The 20,068-nt window shown below is 65.6% G+C and carries 14 protein-coding genes; 8 read left to right on the top strand and 6 right to left on the bottom strand.

All coding sequences use genetic code 11. The annotated features are described in order from the left end of the window. Nucleotide 1 precedes the first annotated feature (1 nt). Entirely contained in the window at nucleotides 2-1,264 is a 1,263-nt protein-coding gene (locus OKB87_RS05430) for a GntP family permease (RefSeq protein WP_017409005.1), read from the bottom strand. Between the two features lie 119 nt (nucleotides 1,265-1,383). Further along, a complete protein-coding gene (locus OKB87_RS05435; RefSeq protein ID WP_016349398.1) occupies nucleotides 1,384-2,499 on the bottom strand; it encodes a sugar diacid recognition domain-containing protein in 1,116 nt (371 codons plus the stop codon). A gap of 321 nt (nucleotides 2,500-2,820) precedes the next feature. Here OKB87_RS05435 and OKB87_RS05440 point away from each other — a divergent pair, with 321 nt between their 5' ends. From OKB87_RS05440 to OKB87_RS05465, 6 genes are all read left to right on the top strand, one after another. Then, nucleotides 2,821-3,195, top strand: coding sequence for a YacL family protein (locus OKB87_RS05440; RefSeq protein ID WP_039214272.1), 375 nt, complete (start codon nucleotides 2,821-2,823; stop codon nucleotides 3,193-3,195). 63 nt (nucleotides 3,196-3,258) lie between these two features. Then, nucleotides 3,259-3,552, top strand: a complete 294-nt coding sequence (locus OKB87_RS05445) for a hypothetical protein (protein WP_016349397.1) — start codon at nucleotides 3,259-3,261, stop codon at nucleotides 3,550-3,552. Between the two features lie 163 nt (nucleotides 3,553-3,715). Next, nucleotides 3,716-4,546 carry a CPBP family intramembrane glutamic endopeptidase gene (locus tag OKB87_RS05450; protein ID WP_270826719.1) on the top strand — a complete coding sequence of 277 codons (831 nt, stop codon included), beginning with the start codon at nucleotides 3,716-3,718 and terminating at the stop codon, nucleotides 4,544-4,546. Nucleotides 4,547-4,783: 237 nt separating this feature from the next. Continuing rightward, nucleotides 4,784-6,343: a methyl-accepting chemotaxis protein gene (locus tag OKB87_RS05455; RefSeq protein ID WP_270826720.1), complete on the top strand. Its 1,560-nt coding sequence runs from the start codon at nucleotides 4,784-4,786 to the stop codon at nucleotides 6,341-6,343. A 208-nt stretch (nucleotides 6,344-6,551) separates the two neighbouring features. Next, on the top strand, nucleotides 6,552-7,868 hold the full coding sequence (locus OKB87_RS05460) for a sphingomyelin phosphodiesterase (RefSeq protein ID WP_270826721.1): 1,317 nt from the start codon (nucleotides 6,552-6,554) through the stop codon (nucleotides 7,866-7,868). After that, a complete protein-coding gene (locus OKB87_RS05465) occupies nucleotides 7,865-8,653 on the top strand; it encodes a hypothetical protein (RefSeq protein ID WP_270826722.1) in 789 nt (262 codons plus the stop codon). Before OKB87_RS05460 ends, OKB87_RS05465 begins: the two co-directional genes overlap by 4 nt. 73 nt (nucleotides 8,654-8,726) lie before the next feature. Here OKB87_RS05465 and OKB87_RS05470 read toward each other — a convergent pair whose 3' ends face one another. Together OKB87_RS05470 and OKB87_RS05475 are read right to left on the bottom strand one after the other, a co-directional pair. Next, on the bottom strand, nucleotides 8,727-10,220 hold the full coding sequence (locus OKB87_RS05470) for an alkaline phosphatase D family protein (RefSeq protein ID WP_270826724.1): 1,494 nt from the start codon (nucleotides 10,218-10,220) through the stop codon (nucleotides 8,727-8,729). A gap of 180 nt (nucleotides 10,221-10,400) precedes the next feature. Further along, a complete protein-coding gene (locus tag OKB87_RS05475; protein ID WP_270826726.1) occupies nucleotides 10,401-11,621 on the bottom strand; it encodes a DEAD/DEAH box helicase in 1,221 nt (406 codons plus the stop codon). A 169-nt stretch (nucleotides 11,622-11,790) separates the two neighbouring features. On the opposite strand from OKB87_RS05475, the gene OKB87_RS05480 reads away from it, so the two are divergent. Further along, nucleotides 11,791-12,603 carry an ABC transporter substrate-binding protein gene (locus tag OKB87_RS05480; RefSeq protein ID WP_270826727.1) on the top strand — a complete coding sequence of 271 codons (813 nt, stop codon included), beginning with the start codon at nucleotides 11,791-11,793 and terminating at the stop codon, nucleotides 12,601-12,603. A 67-nt stretch (nucleotides 12,604-12,670) separates the two neighbouring features. Here OKB87_RS05480 and tpx read toward each other — a convergent pair whose 3' ends face one another. Then, nucleotides 12,671-13,171 (bottom strand): thiol peroxidase, encoded by a 501-nt coding sequence (gene tpx, locus OKB87_RS05485; RefSeq protein WP_016349389.1) that lies wholly within the window; start codon nucleotides 13,169-13,171, stop codon nucleotides 12,671-12,673. A gap of 217 nt (nucleotides 13,172-13,388) precedes the next feature. On the opposite strand from tpx, the gene OKB87_RS05490 reads away from it, so the two are divergent. Next, a complete protein-coding gene (locus OKB87_RS05490; protein WP_270826729.1) occupies nucleotides 13,389-15,806 on the top strand; it encodes a zinc/cadmium/mercury/lead-transporting ATPase in 2,418 nt (805 codons plus the stop codon). 192 nt (nucleotides 15,807-15,998) lie between these two features. Here the strand turns inward: OKB87_RS05490 and pulA are convergent, their stop codons facing one another. Continuing rightward, nucleotides 15,999-20,036 carry a pullulanase-type alpha-1,6-glucosidase gene (gene pulA, locus OKB87_RS05495; RefSeq protein ID WP_270826730.1) on the bottom strand — a complete coding sequence of 1,346 codons (4,038 nt, stop codon included), beginning with the start codon at nucleotides 20,034-20,036 and terminating at the stop codon, nucleotides 15,999-16,001. Between the last annotated feature and the right edge of the window lie 32 nt (nucleotides 20,037-20,068).

The raw sequence follows: 20,068 nt of genomic DNA on the forward strand, positions 1-20,068 counted from the left end.
CTTAGGCGAGGCCAAACACGCCGAACATCAGGGTGGAGACGGCGGCAATGGTCAGACCGACCGCGGTTTCGTAGGGGATGAGCTTGAGCCGCTCACCCACGCCCATGTGGACGCTGCCACCGGTGGCATGGAAGAAGGAGCCGTGGGGCATGTGGTCGAACACGGTAGCACCGGCGTGGATCATGGCGGCCCCCGCCAGGCTGCTGATACCAAGCTCGAGCAGGGTGGAGCTGAACACGTTGGAGGCCACCACGGTACCGGCGGTGGTCGAGGCGGTCGCCAGCGACATCAGGGCGCCCGAGATGGGGGCCAGCAGGTAGGAGGGCAGGCCGGAGGCGGTCAGGCCGCTGATCAGCACATCCTTGAGACCGGAGTTGGCGATGATGCCAGCCAGGGTACCGGTACCCAGCAGCATGATGGCCACCGGCGCCATGCGGGCCAGGCCGGAGACGGCAAACTGGTTCACCTTGCTGAACTTGCCCATCATCAGGGCGCCGACCAGGCCGCCGAGGGGCAGTGCAATGAGCGGGTCCACGACTATGCCGGCGATGGGGCGCAGGGCCAGCAGCAGGATGGCCACCAGCGGCGCACTGATGGCGGCGGCAAAGCCCGGCAGCTTGCTGCCATTGAAGCTCACCACCTCGTCGGCGGCGACCTTGCTGCCCTTGTTGTTGAGGCGCTTGGCCAGCCAGTAGGCCATCACCAGCCCGAACAGGCCCGGGATGATACCGGCCGCCATCACAGAGGTGAGCGGCAGGTGGAAGGCATCTGCTGCCGCGATGGCGTTGGGGTTGGGGGACATGACGTTGCCCGCCTTGCCGCCGCCGATCATCGCCAGCAGGATGGCCGCCTTGGAGAGGTCGGCACGGCGGGCGATGGCCAGCGCAATGGGGGCGACCGTGATGACGGCCACGTCCACGAACACGCCGACCGCAGTCAGGATCAGGGTGGCCAGGGCCAGCGCCAGCAGGGCGCGGGTTTCACCCAGCTTCTTGACGATGGTCTCGGCGATGGTGGTGGCGGCGCCCGATTCGATCAGTACGCCGGCCAGCACGCCCGCCGCCAGGATCCGCATCACCGCCGTGGTGATCCCCTGGGCACCGCCGATCATCAGGGCGACGGTCTGGGTCAGATCGGCGCCGCCGATCAGGCCACCGGCCAGGGCGCCGACGATCATGCCGTAAGCGGGCGGCACCTTCTTCAGGATCAGGAAGATGGCGATGGAGAGCGCGGCGAGAGCGCCGAGCGCGGATACAGGGATCATGACGGGCACCTTTCAAATGAGTGAGTGGTGGCCATTATGGTGATCCGGGATCGGAATGCTTTGGTCAAAAAACCAAATATCAGCGTTGTAAAACGCAACTTTCTGTATGAACGAACAAATCAGCTGTCGAGGTTTAACCCGAGATAGAGCAGAAACTTGTCATCTAACTTGTTGAAATTCAACCCGGTTATCTGCTCAATCCGGGTCAGCCGATAGCGCAGGGTATTGGGGTGGATGAACAGGGCTTCGGCGCAGGGATGCAGATCACAATCCTGCAAGAAATATTGGCGCAGCGTCTTCTGCAGCGTTCCCTTTGTGTCCTCCTGCGCCAGCTTGTGCAGCGGGGCCCGCAGCTGATCCGCCTGCCAGGAGTCCGCCAGACTGCCAAGCAGCACCGGCAGCCGGTAATCCTCGAAGAAATAGACCTGTTTGCGCGGCGCCTGCCGCATGCCACGGCGCAAGGTGTCCCGCGCCGTCTGGTAGGAACGCGCCAGCCCGCCGGTGCCGGCGAAGTAATCACCCACTCCGATGCGTACCCGAAAGTGGGGGATGCGGGCCAGCAGCTGCTTGATGCGGCTGCGCTCCTGCGCCGACTGCCAGATGCCGTCGCTGAGCTGGGCCGGCTTGAGCACCACTATCTCGTCCAGACCGTTGATGGCCACCAGGTTGTCCCGCTCCGGGTTTTCCAGCAGGTGTACCAGCTCCCGCAGCCGCGCCGGGTCGGCCTCCTCCAGCGCCAGCACCGCCACCACCCGCGGCTGGGCCAGATCCAGCCCGAGGAAACGGGCCGCCTGCTGCAGCTGATCTTCCCGTCCTTCACCACGGATGAGCTGCAGTACCAGCTCCTCCTTGTGGCGCTTGTCCCACTGCAGTTGTTCGGTGAGCGCCGCCTGCTCCAGAATGAGCTCGGCTGTCATGCGCACCAGCTCGGCGTAAGCACGCACTTCGTCCGGATCGCCCGAAATGCCGATGACCCCGAGCAGCTCCCCCTGATAGGCGATGGGCAGGTTGATGCCGGGGCGCACCCCCTTCAGCTCGCGGGCGGTGGCGTCGCTGATCTCCACCACCCGGTTTTCGGTCAGCGCCAGCACGGCCCCCTCATGACGCTGATGGAGCCGCTCCGGGTTGCCGGACGCGATGATCAGGCCGTGCTCGTCCATCACGTTGACCGAAAAAGAGAGGATCTTCATCGCCCGGCTGACTATCTGCCGTGCGAGGGTGTCATTGAGCTGCATAGGTACTCCGCTGAACGAAACGGGAATAGCCTGAGGCGATGATGAGTCGCTGTGGCTCGTTCATCACGTTGGCCGAAGAAGAGAGGATCTTTATCGCCCGACTGACTCTCTGGCGCGCGAGGGTATCGTTTAGCTGCATCACATCTCCAAAGCGGGGGCCGGACCGGCCACAAAGCGCCGGTAGCGGGGCAAAGATGCCACATCTTCAAGACAAGCGAGGGGGGGCTCGCTAGAATAGGCCACTTTACGCTATATGCGCCCCGCCATGGAGCAGGATTTACCCTGCCCATGACGACTCACCCTTCCGCTATGGACTGAACTATGGATTATGAATTTCGCCGCGATCCGTTCGGCGGTTATCGCGCCCGGTTCTCCATGGGCCATGAGGCCATCGGCCAGTGGCTGATCGACGAAGTGGGCAAGGACGAGGAGAAACTCGACGAGCTGTTCGCCATCATCGATCAGCTCTCCAGCCGGGCTCGCGTCGAATACCGGCTGCTTGGCGGCGACTACTCCCTGCTGCTGACCCACGAGGAAGCCGAGGTGAAAGCCAACGTCCTCAATATCGAGCAGGATGAGGATCTCGACGATCTCGCCTACTACGATGATGAACAGCTGGCCATGTGCGGGCTGGAAGATTTTGCCCAGGTGCTCGGCTCCTGGCGCGCCTTTATCCGCAACGAGGATATGGGCTGATCGACCCCTCTGAAAAACGACATCGGGCAACCATGCCCCATTGCCTAACCAACAGGATTGACTATGTCTATTTACGATTTTGATGACGAGCTGCCGGAAGAAGACGAGCAGGAACAACCGAAAAAAGCCGCCCCTGCCAAGAAGAAAGGCAAGCAGGTGCTGAACACCCAGGTCAACCTGAGCCCGCGCGATGCCAGCCGTCTGAACGGTATGCACGTCGAAGCCATCGCCACCCTGGACGACGTCAGCCTGCCGAAGAACGTCATCTTCAAGGCCGGCCTCATCGCCCTGGGCGAGCTGGAAGCCAGCAAGCGTGCCGACATCATTGCCCGGGTGATCGCCGAATCCGGCCGCTGAGACGCCTTGTCACCCTTGCCAAAACCGGAGCCCTGCTCCGGTTTTTTTATGGCCGCGCGCCCTGGCAGCCAGCCGAACACGGGATCCGACCAGCTTATTAAGCCTTGTCTCATGGGATGTCCCATTGTTAAGGTGCGGGACTTTCATCGGCCTTGGAGACTCAATGTTGCCTCTACCTGATTCACTCATCTGGGGAGCACTGGCGCTGGCCGTCCTGCTCTGTCTGGCCCGGCAACGGCTGCCCGGCGTCATCATGCTGGCCGTCGCCCTGCTGGCGGCTCTCGGCCTCGGCCACCTGAGCCCAGTCGCCCTGCTGGCCAGCGCGGCGGGCCTGCTGCTGGCCTGGCGCACCCCCTCCCTGCCCCAGCCCTGGCGCGCCGTCGCCCTGGGTGCCGTGCTGCTGTGGGCGGTGGCGCTGATGCTGCACCTCATCCCCGGCTTCACCAACCTGAAGGTGCTGGATCAGGTGCAGGCCGGCCCCGCCAGCGTGCCGTTCAACATGTACCTCAACCTGGACAAGCCGCTGGTCTTCTTCGGCCTGCTGCTGGCCTGGCCCGCCTTGCTGGGCCCGGGCGGCACCATTCAGTGGCGCAGACTGGCACTGCTGCTGGTGCCGCTGGCGGCCCTGCTGATCGCCGCCTGGCAGCTGGGAGCCCTCAAGCCCGAGGTGGGCCTGCCCGGCTGGTGGTGGCTGTTTGCCCTCAACAACCTGCTGTTCACCTGCGTGGCGGAAGAGGCGCTGTTTCGCGGTTTCCTGCAGCAGGGGATCGCCGCACACAGCCGGCGCTGGCTTGGGGTGCTGGTGGCCAGCCTGCTGTTCGGCGCCGCCCACCTGGCCGGTGGCCCGCTGCTGGTGCTGTTCGCCGCGCTGGCGGGGGCCTGCTATGGCCTGGCCTTCCTGCTGAGCGGGCGCCTGGGCGTCGCCATCGCGATCCACTTCCTGTTCAACTTCGCCCACCTGGCCCTCTTTACCTACCCGCTGGCCAGCCGCTGATCCCGGGCGCCCCTGCGGGGCGCCTGCAACCTCTGCCCCCCTTGGAGCATGCCGCCCACTCCTTTGCCATCCGCCTGCGCAGATGCACCTTTCATTTGCACTATTTAGCTAAGCGAGAGTGGCGATTAATTGACCCAAGCCAAGATAGCGCGCTTGCTGCCCCCTAGAATGGGCCGGTAACAATCACAAAAAATAAAAACAAATCTATCAGTTACTTGGCTCAATCAGGATGCACTCATGACCACAACCCAACGGGAGGGGGAGATACGTTTCCCCGACCACCTGTCACTGATCTCGACGACCGACCCCGCCAGCCACATTACCTACGCCAACCAGCACTTCTGTGACGTGGCCGGTTATCACCCCGCCGAAATGGAGGGGGGGCCCCACAATCTGGTACGCCACCCCGACATGCCCAAGGCCGCCTTTGCCGACATGTGGCAGCGACTGCGCCAGGGCAAAAGCTGGATGGGGCTGGTGAAGAACCGCGCCAAGAGCGGCAAGTTCTACTGGGTCAACGCCTATGTCACCCCCATCCTCAACGAACAGCGACAGATCATCGAGTACCAGTCGGTACGCACCCGCCCGAGCGAGCACGACATCGCCTGGGCGGAGCAGCTCTACGCCCGCATCCGGGCCGGCAAGGCGCTACCCTGGCTGAGCCGGCTCGCCCTCGAACCCGGTCTGCTCACCTTGCTGCTGTCGGGCGGCGCCCTGCTCACCCTGTTGGCAGCCATCATCAGCGGCAATCCGCTGTGGGGAGCGCCAGGCGCACTGGCCCTGCTGGCCCAGATGCTGCACGGCTGGCGCCTGCAGCAGCGGCTCAACCGGCTGGCTCATACGGCTGGCGAAGAGATGGGCACCCCGCTTTGCCAGGTGCTCTACACCAGGCGGCGGGACACCCTGGCGGCCCTGGAGCTGGCGCTGCGCATGAAGCGGGCCGAGCTCAAGGCGGTGGTGGGGCGCAGCGCCGACACCAACCAGCAGATCCTGCAGGCCGCCGAAGATGACAGGGGCAATATCCAGACCATCGACATCCACCTGCAGCAGCAGCGGGCCCAGAGCGAGCAGCTGGCCGCCGCCATCACCGAGCTCAGCCACTCCATTCGCGACGTGGCGAGCAACGCCCATCAGGCCAGCGAACTGGTGGGCGAGGTGCAGCAGGTCTCCGCCGAGGGGTTGCGGGCGCTGGCCACCACCCAGTCTTCGGTCGATCAGCTCCATCATGAGCTCGATGCCAACCACGCCGTGCTGGCCCGGCTGACTGGCGACAGCCAGAAGATCAGCGGGATCCTGGAGGTGATCAGCCAGATCGCCGATCAGACCAACCTGCTCTCCCTCAACGCGGCCATCGAGGCAGCGCGGGCCGGCGAGCAGGGGCGTGGTTTTGCGGTGGTGGCCGACGAGATCCGGGCGCTGGCCCAGAAGACCCGCAGCTCCACCGGCGAGATCAACGAGATGATCCAGGCGCTGCAGCAGACGACCCGTCAGCTGGCCGACGGCATGAGCCAGGGCGCCCAGACTTCGGACCGCTGCCAGCAGCACGTGGGGACCACCGCCGAGGTGCTCAACCAGATCAACCGCATGCTGTCCCGGGTCACCCATACCAGCGACGAGATTGCCCAGGCCGTCAGCCAGCAGGCGGATGTCACCAGCACCCTGGACAAGGGCATCCACCAGATCCATCAACTGGCCAGCCACACCGCCGACAACAGCCGCCAGGCCCTCGACGGCATCACCCTGCTGGTGGAGCGGCTGCATGCCCTCTCCCGCCTGATCAACCAGTTCCAACACTGACCGCCTTGCAAGGGCGTGCCGCCCGGCACGCCCGCTTCACCCAGTTTGTCCTGACCTCCCCCGTCCCTTTGGCCGTTGCCAACCCCATGGGTTAACACCTCCCCATATGGGGCCTTTCATTTATTTGTAACAAAAATGCAAATGAAATGACCTCTGTGCCCGCCATAACAGTCACTTTCCAGCGTGCCTCCACCAAAAGGACTTCATGATGCACAAACCCCTCAGTTATGCCGCCCTGCTGCTGGCCAGCCAGTTTCCGCTGCAGGCGCTGGCCGACACCGACGTCTACCTCACCAACAACAGCCCGGATCCGGTCCAGCTGGAGATCCGCCAGAGCGGCTCCGGCCAGCTGCAGGCCGGCAGCCAGTGGCTTCAGCACAGAACCGAGCTGGGCCCCTGGGAGAGCGCCATGGTGCTCAGCTTCAACCGCTACGAGGGGGTGAAGGCGGGCAAGAGCTATCTGTTCGAAACCCGGGTCACCACTCCCGGCGGTGACACCTATCGCCTCAACCAGAAGATGGAAGGCACCTGGTGGAACAGCACCCTGCAACACGGCGGCGAGACGCCGGCAGACAACTCCGGCTGGCAGAGCGATCGCACCATCCACCGCCTGAGCGGGCCACAGGAGCTGGCCTTCGCTGCCAAGTTCACCGGCCGCTACGACGATCTGCACTACATGCTCACCCCGCCCAGGCAGGTGGAGCAGCCCGAAGCTGACGAAGCCAGATTGAAGGTGGCCAGCTATAACGTCTGGGCGCTGCCGGTGATCGCCTCCAGCATCGGCGAGCGGCTGGCGCTGCTGCCCGAATACCTCAAGGGTTATGACGCCCTGCTGTTGCAGGAGGTGTTCGATGGCCGCCGCGAGGGCTTCCTGCAGGCACTGGCCAAGGAGTATCCGTATCAGACCAGGGTGCTCGACAAGCCGGGGGTCAACATCCACGATGGCGGCGTGGTGATCGTCAGCCGCTATCCCATAGTGCGCGAGGCCCAGCTGGTCTATCCCCAGTGCACCGGCACCGACTGCTTCGCCGACAAGGGGGTGATGTATGCGGAGGTGATCAAGGGGGGCAAGGCCTGGCACCTGTTCGCCACCCACACCGCCAGCTTCGACACCGACGAGGCGCGCAAGCTGCGCCAGATCCAGTTCGGCCAGATCCGCACCCTGGCCGCCAGCCTGAAGATCCCTGCCAGCGACACCGTCATCTACGGCGGCGACTTCAACGTCAACAAGCGCAAGTTTGCCGACGACTACGCCGGCATGCTGGCCAACCTCAACGCCGACGAGCCGGGTTATGGCGGCTACACCGAGGCCACCTTCGATCCCAGGATCAACCCCTATGCCGGCGGCCCGCTCTCCGGCGGTGCCAACGTGGAGTACCTCGACTATCTGGTGGTGAGCCGGGAATACGGCGCCGTGCGCCACAACCTCAACAGCGTCTGGATCCCGCGCAGCAGCGATGGCAGCCTCTGGCCCGCCAGCAACCTCTCCGATCACTTCCCGGTCAAGGGAGAGATCAGCCGATGAAGCGCCGCTACGGCTTGCTGGCACTGGCGGTGCTGGCCTTGTTGCTGCTCAACCTAAGCTGGCAGGAGGCGCCGAAGCAGCCGGCACACACCGGCCAGCTCGCTCAGCCAGCCGCCGCAGAGGCGCCACAGACACAGCCGCCATTGACCCCCGCGACCGGCCCGGTTGCCGCTACCACCGAGCCAGCCGGCCCTGCACCTGCACCTGCCAGCTGGCGCGAGCTGCCGGACGAGATGAACCGGCAGCTCGCCAGCGAGGTGAGCGACAGCGAGCAGCCGCTGGCTGAACGGCTCGCCAATCTGGAGGCGATAGAGGCCCAATGGTTGAGCGAGGGGGAGAGCCTGTTTCGGCTGCAGGGGCGCTACGCCCTGGCACTCGAGCAGTTGGCGCAGGAGCACGAGCAGCTGCCGCTGGCCGAGCGACTGGCCGCCCTCACCCACTTGCAGGATGAGTGGGCGGCGGAGCACCCGGATCTGGCGGCTGAGCTGTTCAATCCGGCCGCCCGCTTGCAGCAGGCGCGCCAGCTGTGGGGGGACGAGGCGCTGGCGACCCTGGCTCGCCACTTCCTGCCGACCGGGCAGGCCGAAGCGACCGTGCAGTTTGCCGCCAGCCGACAACAGCAGCTGACGCAGCGCAGCCACTACCAGCAGCAGCTGACCGAGCTGGAGCAGCAGTTGGCGGCCAGCCGGGGCAACATGGACGAGGCAAGCTGGCAGCTGCACAGGGAGGCGGTACTCGGCCAGTTTCGGCGCGATTTCTTTGCCCAGACGCCGGATCAGCCCTGAGCAGGCAACGGCTTGGGGAATCTGACCCCGACAAGAAAAAGGGCCCGTCAGGGCCCTTCGCATTTTCCCGCCATCAGGCCAGCGGGTAGCTGGCCGCCAGTCCGTTCTCGCAATGCCAGTTGGCCCACAGCTTGTTGTCGGTGCCCATCAGCAGGGTGGCGAAGTTGCGGGTACGCAGGTAGACGGGGGCGCCGAACGGCTTGATAAGCTCGGCGCGGATCAGCCGGTTCTCGTCGAGGTACTCGGCATCGTCGTTGGTCATGGCGAGGATCCCCATCCACTGGAACTGGGTGGGACAGGGGTGGACGATACCGGAGGAGACCAGTTGATGCACGTTGAGCACCCCGTCCCGCTTGTCCTGGATCACCCCGAGGCAGCCCACGTGCACGTCGCCGGAGAGGATCAGGGTCTTGCCGCCAGCATCCTGCTGGCGCCGGAGCTTGGCGTTGTCCAGCAGCCGCATGATGAGCCGGGCCCGCTCCCCCTGATGATCCTTGGCCCGCCAGTGATCCTTGAGATCGTCGGTCAGCTCCTCCTCCCAGGGGGTGGCATCCAGCGCCGCCTCGGTGAAGGAGAAGTCGCGATAGACCACAGGCACCCCCGCCAGCACCAGCAGATGGCCCGCGTCGCAGGTGGCCAGCGCGTCGTTGATCTGATCCCACTGGGACGGGCTCATCACCTGGGCGCGGGTCCGATTGGCCCGGTTGTCCAGCGCCAGGATCTGGTAGCCCCGAAAACTCAGCCGCCAGGAGTGGTGGCCCAGCTTGACCGGGTCCAGCAGGGAGACGTTGGCAACGGAGCGCAGCTGGAACAGCCGGAAATAGCGGGACGCAGCGGCATAGATGACCCGGTAGACATCGCAGCCCTGCAGATTGTCTGGCGACTCGGGATAGCTGCCCCAGCCATCGAAGATGTCGTGATCATCCCACATCATGGCGCTCGGGATCCGGGCCAGCAGGCGCGCCACCTCGGGCCGCCCCCACTGCTTGCAGTAGAGATCGCAGTAAAAGCGATCGAGCTGCTCCTCCATGGTGCGAGTCGCCTTGCGTTTGACCTTCTCCGCCATGTCCAGCTCGTTCCAGGCCTTGAGGCTGGGCACCGTGGTCCAGAGGGAGTCGGCATAGACCTGATCGCCCCCCATCAGCAGCAGCGAGAAGGGGTGCGTGGCGTGCTCGGCAGCCAGCTTGTCCCACATCACATAGGGCTGCGGGGTGGAGGTGAGCAGCTTGAAGTCGGAAAAACCGTTGCAGGAGGCGTACCCGATGCGCACCCGCTCCGCCGACCCAGGCAGATGAAACTGCCAGCGATCCTCACTGGCCAGATCCCGGGCGGGCTCCCCGTCCAGCAGGATCTGGTACTCCACGCTCGAACCCGCCTCGGCCGGGGTTGCCGTCCAGCTGACCCGCCAGAAGCCGCCCCTGGGGGTATCCGCCTGCTTGCCGGCGGCCAGCAGGCTGCCGTTGATCCTGACACCGGCGCCCTTGCAGTCAGGCCCCGCCAAAAAACAGATGCTGTATTGCGTCTCCGCTTCGAGCCCCAGCAGGGGCCCCATCACCAGACTCGCCATTGCCTATCCCTCCGTGGTTGAACCCATGGAGCATAGTGAAACGGGCGTCCTTTGGTACTGCCCAAGCGGGCAGAGCTGGTCAGCCCTTGCTCTTGAACTGTTTGACGCTGCGTTTGGCCTGGGTGCGACGTTGTGATCACCTTGCTTGTCGCGAAACGGAGCAAGGCGGCAGCAATGACCTCAGCCCTTGCTCTTGAACTGTTTGGCGCTGCGCTTGGCCTGGGTGCGACGATTGGCCTGCTTGTCACGGGGGGCGCGCTTGCCCTCCCCGCTGGCTGGCTGATCGGTGACCGGGAAACCGGCGAGCTCGGCCAGCGGCAACTCGCGGCCGGTGAGGGTGCGGATCGCCGCCAGGGTGTCGGCCTCGCCATGGCAGGTGAGCGAGATGGCGAGCCCGCTGCGTCCGGCCCGGGCGGTACGGCCGATGCGGTGCACGTAGACGGGGGCGCTGGCGGGCAGATCCAGGTTGATCACCAGCGGCAGCGCCTCCACGTGAATGCCACGCGCCATCAGATCGGTGGCCACCAGCACTCGCACCTTGCCCGCCTTGAAGTCGCCGAGCGCCTGCTCGCGCACCGCCTGCTCCTTCTCGCCGTGCAGGGCCGCCACCGCGATGCCCGCCTTGGCCAGCTTGCGGGCCACCCCGTCGGCGTCGTCCCGCGCGCTGATGAAGACCAGTACCTGCGGCCACTCGTGGGCCTTGAGCAGGCTGATGAGCGCCGGCACCTTGCTGCTCTTGTTGACCAGATAGAGGCGCTCCTCGATGTCGTCGGCCACGCTGTTGCGGGGATCCGCCTCCACCCGCACCGGCTCGTTCAGCAGACCGGTCGCCAGCGCATCCAGCTCGGCCGGCAGGGTGGCCGAGAACAGCAGAGTCTGACGCTCGACCGGCATGGCATTCAGCAGCCACTGGATGTCGGGCCAGAAGCCCATCTCCAGCAGCCGGTCCGCCTCGTCCAGCACCAGATGGCGCAGCTGGCTCAGTCCCAGCAGTTGCTGTGCCAGCAGATCCCGCAGCCGCCCCGGGGTCGCCACCAGCAGTTGCGGCCCCAACGCCAGTTCGGCCTGTTGCAGCTCTTGCGCCACCCCGCCGCACAGGGTCACCAGCCGCAGACCCAGCCCGGCGGCCGGACCCTGCAACGCCTCGCTCACCTGCACCGCCAGCTCGCGGGTCGGCACCAGCACCAGCCCCTGCACCCGATCGCAGGCCGGATCGAGGCGCTGCAGCAGCGGCAGGCCGAATGCCAGGGTCTTGCCGCTGCCGGTGCGGGCCAGTGCCAGCAGATCCCGACCCGCCAGCGCGGCGGGAATGGCCAGTTTCTGCACCCGGGTCGGGCGCTTGAGGTCGGCGGGCAAGGTCGCCAGCAGGGCGGGGGCGAGGGCAAGTTCATCAAAAGTCATGGGGCTACGCAGCTATCGACAGAATAGGAAGGTGGGGGCGAAGTCTAGTGAGCGGCCGACCATAAGTAAAATCCCATCCATCGCGGCCACGGGCCCACTCACGGCCCGCCATGAGCAAAGCTGGCCTGACTACACTTCAGGGAACCTCCCCCTGGGACGTGACCAGACCATGACCAGACATCCCTCTCTGCTGCTGTTGCTGCTGCTTTGCCTGACGGGGCTGGCCAGCCTCAGCCTCTCCCGCGCCGACACGGCGACCGCTCCCGCCGCCAAACCGGTACGCATCCTCAACGCCCACCTCGGCGAGCTGCCGGGGCTCATCAACGCCGACAAGACCGGTCCCTTCGTCGATCTGGTGCGCGCCATCGATGATCTCTACCCCGAGGTGAGCATCCGGATCACCATCTATCCCCTCGCCCGGGCCATGGCCGGGGTGATCGCCGGCACCGCCGATTTCAGCCTGCCCGCCATCCGCAATCTGCAGGATGCCGACCTGCTGCCCTATCGCTTCAGCACCCGCAGCTTCGGCAAGGTCACCCACGTGCTCTACAGCAATACCGACCACCTCATCACCCCCGACATGGCCTACGGCATAGTGCCCACCAAACGGGATCTGCTGATCGAGGCGACCCCCGGCTTTCTGCCCATTCCGCTGCAACGGTCGATGAGCATAGAGCAGTCCCTGCGCAAGCTCGCGCGCGGGCGCATCGACGCCTTCATCTGGGCCCAGGAGGAGGCCGACCTGATGCTGCGCCAGCTCAAACTGACCAACATTCACCGGGAACACCTGGGGGATTTCGAGGATGTCTTCATCATCGCCAAGGGGCCTACCGGCGACGAGGTGGATCGCTTCCTCGGCGAGGCGATCGAGAGGCTCGCCGCCTCCGGCAAGCTGGCAGAGATCGACTCAAGGCTGCACCGCCCCTATGTCGAGTGGCAACCCCACCCCCTGCCGGCCGCTGCTGGCAACAAGACGCCCTGACGGCGACCACCCATAAAAAAATCCCGCCGGGGCCATGCCCCGGCGGGATTTTTGTCAGTCAGCCTGTTTACAGTACGGCCAGGGCGGCGGCGTAGTTCGGCTCGTCGGCGACTTCGGCCACCAGCTCGCTGTGCAGCACCTTGTTCTCTTCATCCAGCACCACGATGGCACGGGCAGCCAGACCCACCAGCGGGCCGGAGGAGAAGGCCACGCCGTAGTCCTGCAGGAAGGCGGCACCACGCAGGGTGGAGAGGGTCACTACCTTGTCCAGCCCTTCGGCGCCGCAGAAGCGGGACTGGGCGAACGGCAGGTCGGCGGAGATGCACAGCACCACGGCGTTGTTCAGCGCGCTGGCCTGCTCGTTGAACTTGCGCACGGAAGTGGCACAGGTCGGAGTATCGACGCTCGGGAAGATGTTCAGGATCTTGCGCTGACCGGCGAAGCTCGCCAGGGTCAGATCGGAGAGATCCTTGGCCACCAGGGAGAACGGCTTGGCCTGCTCGCCGGCAACCGGGAAGTGACCGGCGACGGAAACGGGATTGCCTTGCAGGGTAACGGAATTGCTCATGTTATGTCCTTGATTATCGAGGGAGGATCAGGCCCTCCAGTATAGGCCTGCCGGGCGGGGACAAACACCCGTCAACCACAGGGATATCACCTCTGCCGGCAGCCTGTTGCGAGGAGCGGGAGAAATGGGCTTGACCTTGGACTTAACACCAAGGTTTACACTCGGCTCAGTTATCGAAGATCTCGCACCGGCGGGATCCATCCAAGAGGAACTCATCATGAGCAAATCCTGCTGCAGCCATCAACACGCCGCCGCCCCCATCAAGGCCGTCAGCAAGACAGCGGCCCCCCAGGCCGAGCACCAGCACGACAGCCACTGCTGCGACCAGGCCGCACCGGTCAGCTGCTGCGCGAGTCAGGCCCCCCATGATCATCAGGATCATGCCGCCAGCGACGCTCCCGAGGGGGAAGAGCCCCCCAGAGGGGGTTGTTGCGCCACTCCGCCGCCCGCCCATGCCCAGCATGCCCATGACGGGGAGCACGACCACCATGAGCATGCCGCCGTGGCAGAGCCTCCGCTGGACGCCCCCGAGCAGAACAGCCGCCGCCACAGCTGGCAGGTGCTGGGGATGGACTGCCCCAGCTGCGCCCGCAAAATAGAGACCGCCGTCAGCCGGGTGAGCGGCGTGCAACAGGCCCGCGTGCTGTTTGCCACCGAGAAGCTGGTGGTGGATCTGGCCCCCGGCCTCTCCCCCGATCCCGTTACCGCCGCCGTACTGGCCGCCGGCTTCCAGCTCAAGGGCGAGCGCAGCGGCAAACAGGAGCCCGGCCGCGAGCGCGGCCCGCTGCAGACCCTGCTCGCCAAGTATTGGCAGCCGCTGTCGCTGGCCGGCCTGATGCTGGTGGCGGCCCTGCTGCCGAGCCAGATCGGTCAGCCGCTGTTTACCCTGGCCACCCTCTGGGGCCTGTGGCCCATCTCCCGCAAGGCGTGGGCGCTGACCAAGAGCGGCACCCCCTTCGCCATCGAAACCCTGATGACGGTCGCCGCCGTGGGGGCCCTGTTCCTCGGCGAAACCGCCGAAGCGGCCATGGTGCTGCTGCTGTTCATGCTGGGCGAACATCTGGAGGCCTACGCCGCCGGCCGCGCCCGCGCCGGGGTCACCGCCCTGATGGCGCTGGTGCCCGACAAGGCGCTGCGCATCCGCACCACTGCCGATGGCGAAGTGCGGGAAGAAGTCGCTGCCGACCAGCTGCGTCCCGGTGACATCATCGAAATCGCCCCGGGCGCCCGCCTGGCCGCCGATGCCCGCCTGCTCGACGCCCTCGGCGCCTTTGACGAGAGCGCCCTGACCGGCGAATCCATCCCGGTGGAGCGCCGTCAGGGTGACAAAGTCCCCGCCGGCAGTCTGGCGGCGGATCGGGTGCTGCGCCTCGAGGTGGTGTCCGAGCCCGGCAACAACGCCATCGACCGTATCCTGCATCTCATCGAAGAGGCCGAGACCCAGCGCGCCCCTATCGAGCGCTTCATCGACCGCTTCAGCCGCTGGTATACCCCGGCCATGATGCTGGTCGCCCTGCTGGTGGTGCTGGTACCGCCGCTCGCCTTCGGCCAGAGCTGGGACGAGTGGGTCTATCGCGGGCTGGCGCTGCTGCTGATCGGTTGCCCCTGCGCCCTGGTCATCTCCACCCCGGCGGCGGTCACCTCGGCGCTGGCGGCAGCCACCCGACAGGGGGCCCTCATCAAGGGGGGCGCCGCGCTGGAGCGCCTCGCCCATATCGATACCGTGGCCTTTGACAAGACAGGCACCCTGACCCTGGGCAAGCCGCAGCTGACCGAGCTGGTGAGCCTCAATGGCCAGCCGGAGGCCGAACTGCTGGCGCTGGCGGCAGCCATCGAGCAGGGCTCCCACCACCCGCTGGCCCGCGCAGTGGTGACCGCGGCCAGCGAACGGGGCCTCAGCCTCGCCGCGGCCCAGGCGCTGCGCGCCCTGCCCGGCATGGGCGTGGAAGGTCGCATCGACGGCACCCTCTGGCAACTGCTGGCGCCGAGCCGGGTCGCCACCCTGGATGCAGCGATGCAGGCCCGGGTCGCCACCCTGGAGCAGCAAGGCAAGACGGTGGTGGTGCTCGGTCAGCCTGACGCCGCCCCGGCCGCCCTGCTGGCCCTGCGCGACCAGATCCGGCCGGAAGCGGCGGCGGCGCTGCAAGAGCTCAACCAGCTCGGCCTGCAGAGCATCATGCTGACCGGTGACAACCCCCGCGCCGCCGAGGCCATCGCCGGTGAGCTCGGCATGGGCTGGCGCGCCGGCCTGCTGCCGGAGGGCAAGGTCGATGAAATCGCCAAGCTCGGCCTCAGCCAGAAAGTCGCGATGATCGGCGACGGCATCAACGACGCGCCGGCCATGAAGCGGGCCAGCATCGGCATCGCCATGGGGGGCGGTACCGACGTGGCGCTGGAGACCGCCGATGCGGCGCTGACCCACAACCAGCTCGGCGGGGTCGCCGCCATGATCCGGCTCTCGCGCGCGGCACTGGCCAACATCCACCAGAACATAGCGCTGGCGCTGGGGCTCAAGGCCATCTTCCTGGTCACCAGCCTGCTCGGCATCACCGGCCTGTGGATTGCGGTGCTGGCCGACACCGGCGCCACCGCCCTGGTCACCGCCAACGCCCTGCGCCTGCTGCGCAAGCGCTAAGCCGGCCGTTGACGGCACAACTTAAAGCCGCCCCAACGGGGCGGCTTTTTTATTGCCTCGCCCACAGCAAAGAAAAAGCGCGGCTGCCGGTCGGCAGTCGCGCTTTGCTTACTCTCTCGGAGTTATCCCACCCTTGGCGAGGTGGAATTCAACCCTGGGGTGCCGAGCCAGCCCCGGGCTCGATGGGAATGACTATTTGGCGCTGCACTCCTGGATCACCGCGGTACCGGCCTTGGTACCGGCCGGGTCAACCTTCACCAGCACGCTCCACAGGCCCTGCGGCAAGGTGATGCTGTTGTTGGCGCTGCCAGGCTGGGAGAAGCCGATGGCATAACCCGTCTCCGCCGTCACCGCGCCGCCGCCGTTGAGCAGGTACTCCTTGCTCCAGTCCTCGTTGGCTACCTTGAACTCGGTACTGCCGGTGTAGTTGAAGGCCGCCTGATAGATGGCGAGATCGCCGTCCATCCCCTTGTAGCTCAACTGGTACTGGGGCTGAGCGGCCCAGCCGGAGAGCTCGCCCTTGACGAACAGGTTGTAGCCGAGCGGATTGCCCGCCACCGTGTCCAGCACCTTGCAGCTCTGCACCGGCTCGGTGAAGCTGACGCTCAGGGTGGGCTTGTCCTTGTTCATGGCGGTAAACACGAACTTGTAGCTGCCCGCCTTGGCCAGATCGAGCCCGATGTTGCCGGTATCGCCACCCTTGCAAAGGGTCAGCGGGGTGCCGATCACCAGCTTGTCACCCGCATTGCAGCTGCCGTAGTTGAGGGGACCCCAGCTGGCATCCGCGATCTTGACGTTGGTGGTGCCCAGCTTGTCGCTGCTCACCTCGGTGGTGAACTCGTACATGAAGTTGCTGCTGAAGGTCATCTGGTTGGTGTTGCCCCACTCATTGAGGAACCCCTTCAGATAGACGGCGGTGTCACCGAACGGCGGTACCGTGCTCAGATCAGTCTTCTTGCCGACCGGCAGGCCAGTGCCCTGGGCACCGCTCTGCGGCTTGACGAACACCGCCGCCGACCAGGCACCCAGGGTCAGGGTACCGCCATTGACGGCCGCATCGCGGGCGATGCTCTCGCCGCCGTGGTGGGCCGGGCTCAACTGCAGGCTGGTCAGGTCGATGGGCTGATCGTTGCCGTCACGGAAGTCGCTGATGCTCTGGGGAGCATTGGTGGCGTTGATCATCACCACCAGACCATCGATGGCCGGATCCAGATCCGCACCCGCATTGATGCCGTCATCCACCGTCATCACGATGAGGCCGGGCTCCTGATCCGGGCCGGTATTGCGGAAGTCGACCCGCTTGATCACCTCGGCGCCGCTGCCCAGACGCAGCAGTCGGGAGGATTGACGCAGCTCGGCCAGCTCCTGATAGAAGCCCACCATGGTCGCCATGTCGGCACCGCTCGGCTTGACGTGCTTGCCGAGAACTTTCTCGATCAGCGGATAGTTGTCGCCATCCTTGTCCTTGCGCGGCAGCCCCTTGTCGAAGTTGTTGTCGGCCAGGGTATAGTCGACCCGGTTGTACCAGTCACCCGAGTCGTAGCTGTCCCGCTCCATGGACTTGGAGCGCAGCAGCTCGACACCGGCGTGGGTAAACGGAATGCCCTGCCCCAGCATGGCGGTGGCGAGCGATACCCCCTGCATCCGTACCAGATCGGCCCCTTGCGGCGCCTTGTAGATCAGGTTGTCGAACAGGGTCTGGTTGTCGTGCTTGTCGACGTAGTTCTGGATTTCGGTCGGATCCTGGGCGTAGCCCGCCGGTTGACCGTTGTAGTCGATGTCGGAGCCCTTCTTCGGCATCCCGTCCTTGTCGGTCAGGATGAAGTCCTTGAGGTTGCCGGCCATGCCGAGGCGCACCAGATCGGCCTGATGCAGGGCAGTGGCGCGATCGACGCCGTCCATCTCGTTGGCATCCACCAGGGCGCCGTTGCCAAAGCCCTGGGTCTTGCGAATGGTGTCGCCACCGTCGAACGGACTGCCGCCGCGCACCGCATCCCGCAGCCGGTCGGAGAAGGAGCCGATGCCGGTGCCGGCCAGGTGTTTCTGGGTCGCCTGCACGAAGCGCTTGTCATCCTGCACCTCGCCGAAGTTCCAGCCCTCGCCGTAGAAGTACATCTCGGGGTTGACCTTCTTCACCGCGGCCAGCGCCTGCACCATCTGATCTTTCGGGTGGTGGCCCATCAGGTCGAAGCGGAAGGCGTCGATCTTGTAGTCGCGCGCCCAGGTAACCAGGGAGTCATCCATCAGCTTGGCGAACATGGCGTGTTCCGGCGCCGTGTTGGAGCAGCAGGTGGAGTTCTCCACCGAGCCGGTCTCCGGATTGAGGCGCTGATAGTACCAGGGCACTATCTTGTCGAGCACCGACTTGGGCCCCAGGCCCGCCTCGTTGGTGTGGTTGTAGACCACGTCCATCACCACGTTCATGCCGATGTTCTGCTTGATGGCCTTGACCATTTCGCGGAACTCCAGGATGCGCTGGCTGCCCTCGGCGTTGGTGGCGTAGGAGCCTTCCGGGGTGGTGTAGTGGTAGGGGTCATAACCCCAGTTGAAGGAGTCGACACCGCGCAGATAGCCGTAAAGCTCCTGCACCTGCGGGTTCTCCTTGCTGTCGCTCCCTTGCAGATCGCCGAGCACGGCCTCGATGGTTTGGCCGCTGCTGCAGTAGCCGGCGAACTTGGAGTTCTGCACCTCGGGGTTGACCTGGCACAGCTTGCCGAAGTCGTCGCTGATGTTGGCGACCTTGGCCGGATCCTCGTTGACGGTGGCGATGTCGAACACCGGCAGCAGGTGCAGGTGGCTGACGCCGCTCTTGGCCAGCGCCTGCAGGTGCTTGACCGGCGCCGTGTCGGTATCGGTCAGGCCGAGGAACTTGCCGCGGTGCTCGACCGGGGTGGAGTCGTCGTTGCCGGTCAGATCGCGGACATGGGCCTCATAGATGGTGATGTCGGCGGGGTTCTGCTGGCTGTGGGGTGCCTTGAGGCTGTCCCACCCTTCCGGCTTGAGGGCCGGATCGTTGAGATCCACCACCTGGCTGAACTCGGAGTTCATCGCCAGGCTCAGGGAGTAGGGGTCGGTCACCTGATAGGATTCCAGCTTGCGGCTGACCGGGTGATAGACCTGGATGTCGTAGCGGTAGAACTTGCCCACCAGCTCGCTGCCACCCTGCACGCTCCAGCTGCCGCTGGCCTCGTCCAGGGTCATGGTGCGCTCGCCGAGCGGCTTGTGCTGGCCGTCGAACAGCGCCAGCTTGACCGACTTGGCGGTCGGCGCCCACAGCCGGAAGGTGACATTGCCCCCCTCGACCACGGCGCCATAAGTCAGCTTGGTGGCCGCTTCGCTGTAAAGGGCATCGAGGGCACCGGCGCTCTGCACCAGGGTCGCCCCCTGCAGAATGCCGTCGGCGTCGGTGCCGATGGCCACCAGCTCACCCTTGAGCAGCGGCTTGAGGTCCTTGCCAGCCGGCAGGGCGAAGGCGGCGGCATCCTTGAGGTGCGGATACTTGGCCTGCTGCTCGGCGGTCAGGCTGGTCGGGGTCAGGGTGATGTAGGGGAAGTCGAACACCCCTTCGGCATTGGCCTTGATGGTGCCGGACTCGGTGTAATAGAGGCGCACATGGGGCTTGTCCTTGCCCCCTTGCCAGATCAGGGTGTTGCCGTCGATCAGGTGGGCACTGGCGCCCGCCACGCCGAAGGCGGCGGTGAAGGCCTCGGCGCGGCTGCCGAAGATCTCGTTCTTGCCGGCGACGATGGCCACGGTGCGGTCCGGGTGATCGCTGAAGACCACCTTCATGTCGCTGCCGGTCAGGTTGGCCAGATCGCCGTTGCGGGCGATGAAGTTGATGCAGCCTTCCAGCTTGCTAAGGGGCACCACCCAGCTCGGGCCGAAGCCGTCGGCCGCGGCCGGGGTGTTGACCTTGTCATCCCAGCCCGCGTTGAGGCCGCTCTCGGCGGTGGCGCTGCAGGCGTCGTTGTTCCACAGGTGCAGGCTGTAGTTGGCGAAGGGGCCAGTGACCCCGCGGGCCGCACTGGTCTGGGTATCCACCAGGGCGATCACCGCCTGATCGGGCCCGGCCACCAGTTGCTCGGCAGGGGGTTGCACATTGGGCAGACGGGCGACGGGGCCGTCCGTGGGTTCAGGGGTGGAGGGGGAGGAGCTGTTGTCATTGCAGCCGGACAAAAGCGCGAGCAGTGAGGCTGTTACCAGCGCCACTTTGGTCTTTTTCATATCCATTTTTTTATAATTCCCGCTGTAGTTAGTCTCGA

It is taken from the genome of Aeromonas sp. Y318-1, assembly GCF_027706125.1.
GTDB classification, from domain to species: domain Bacteria; phylum Pseudomonadota; class Gammaproteobacteria; order Enterobacterales; family Aeromonadaceae; genus Aeromonas; species Aeromonas hydrophila.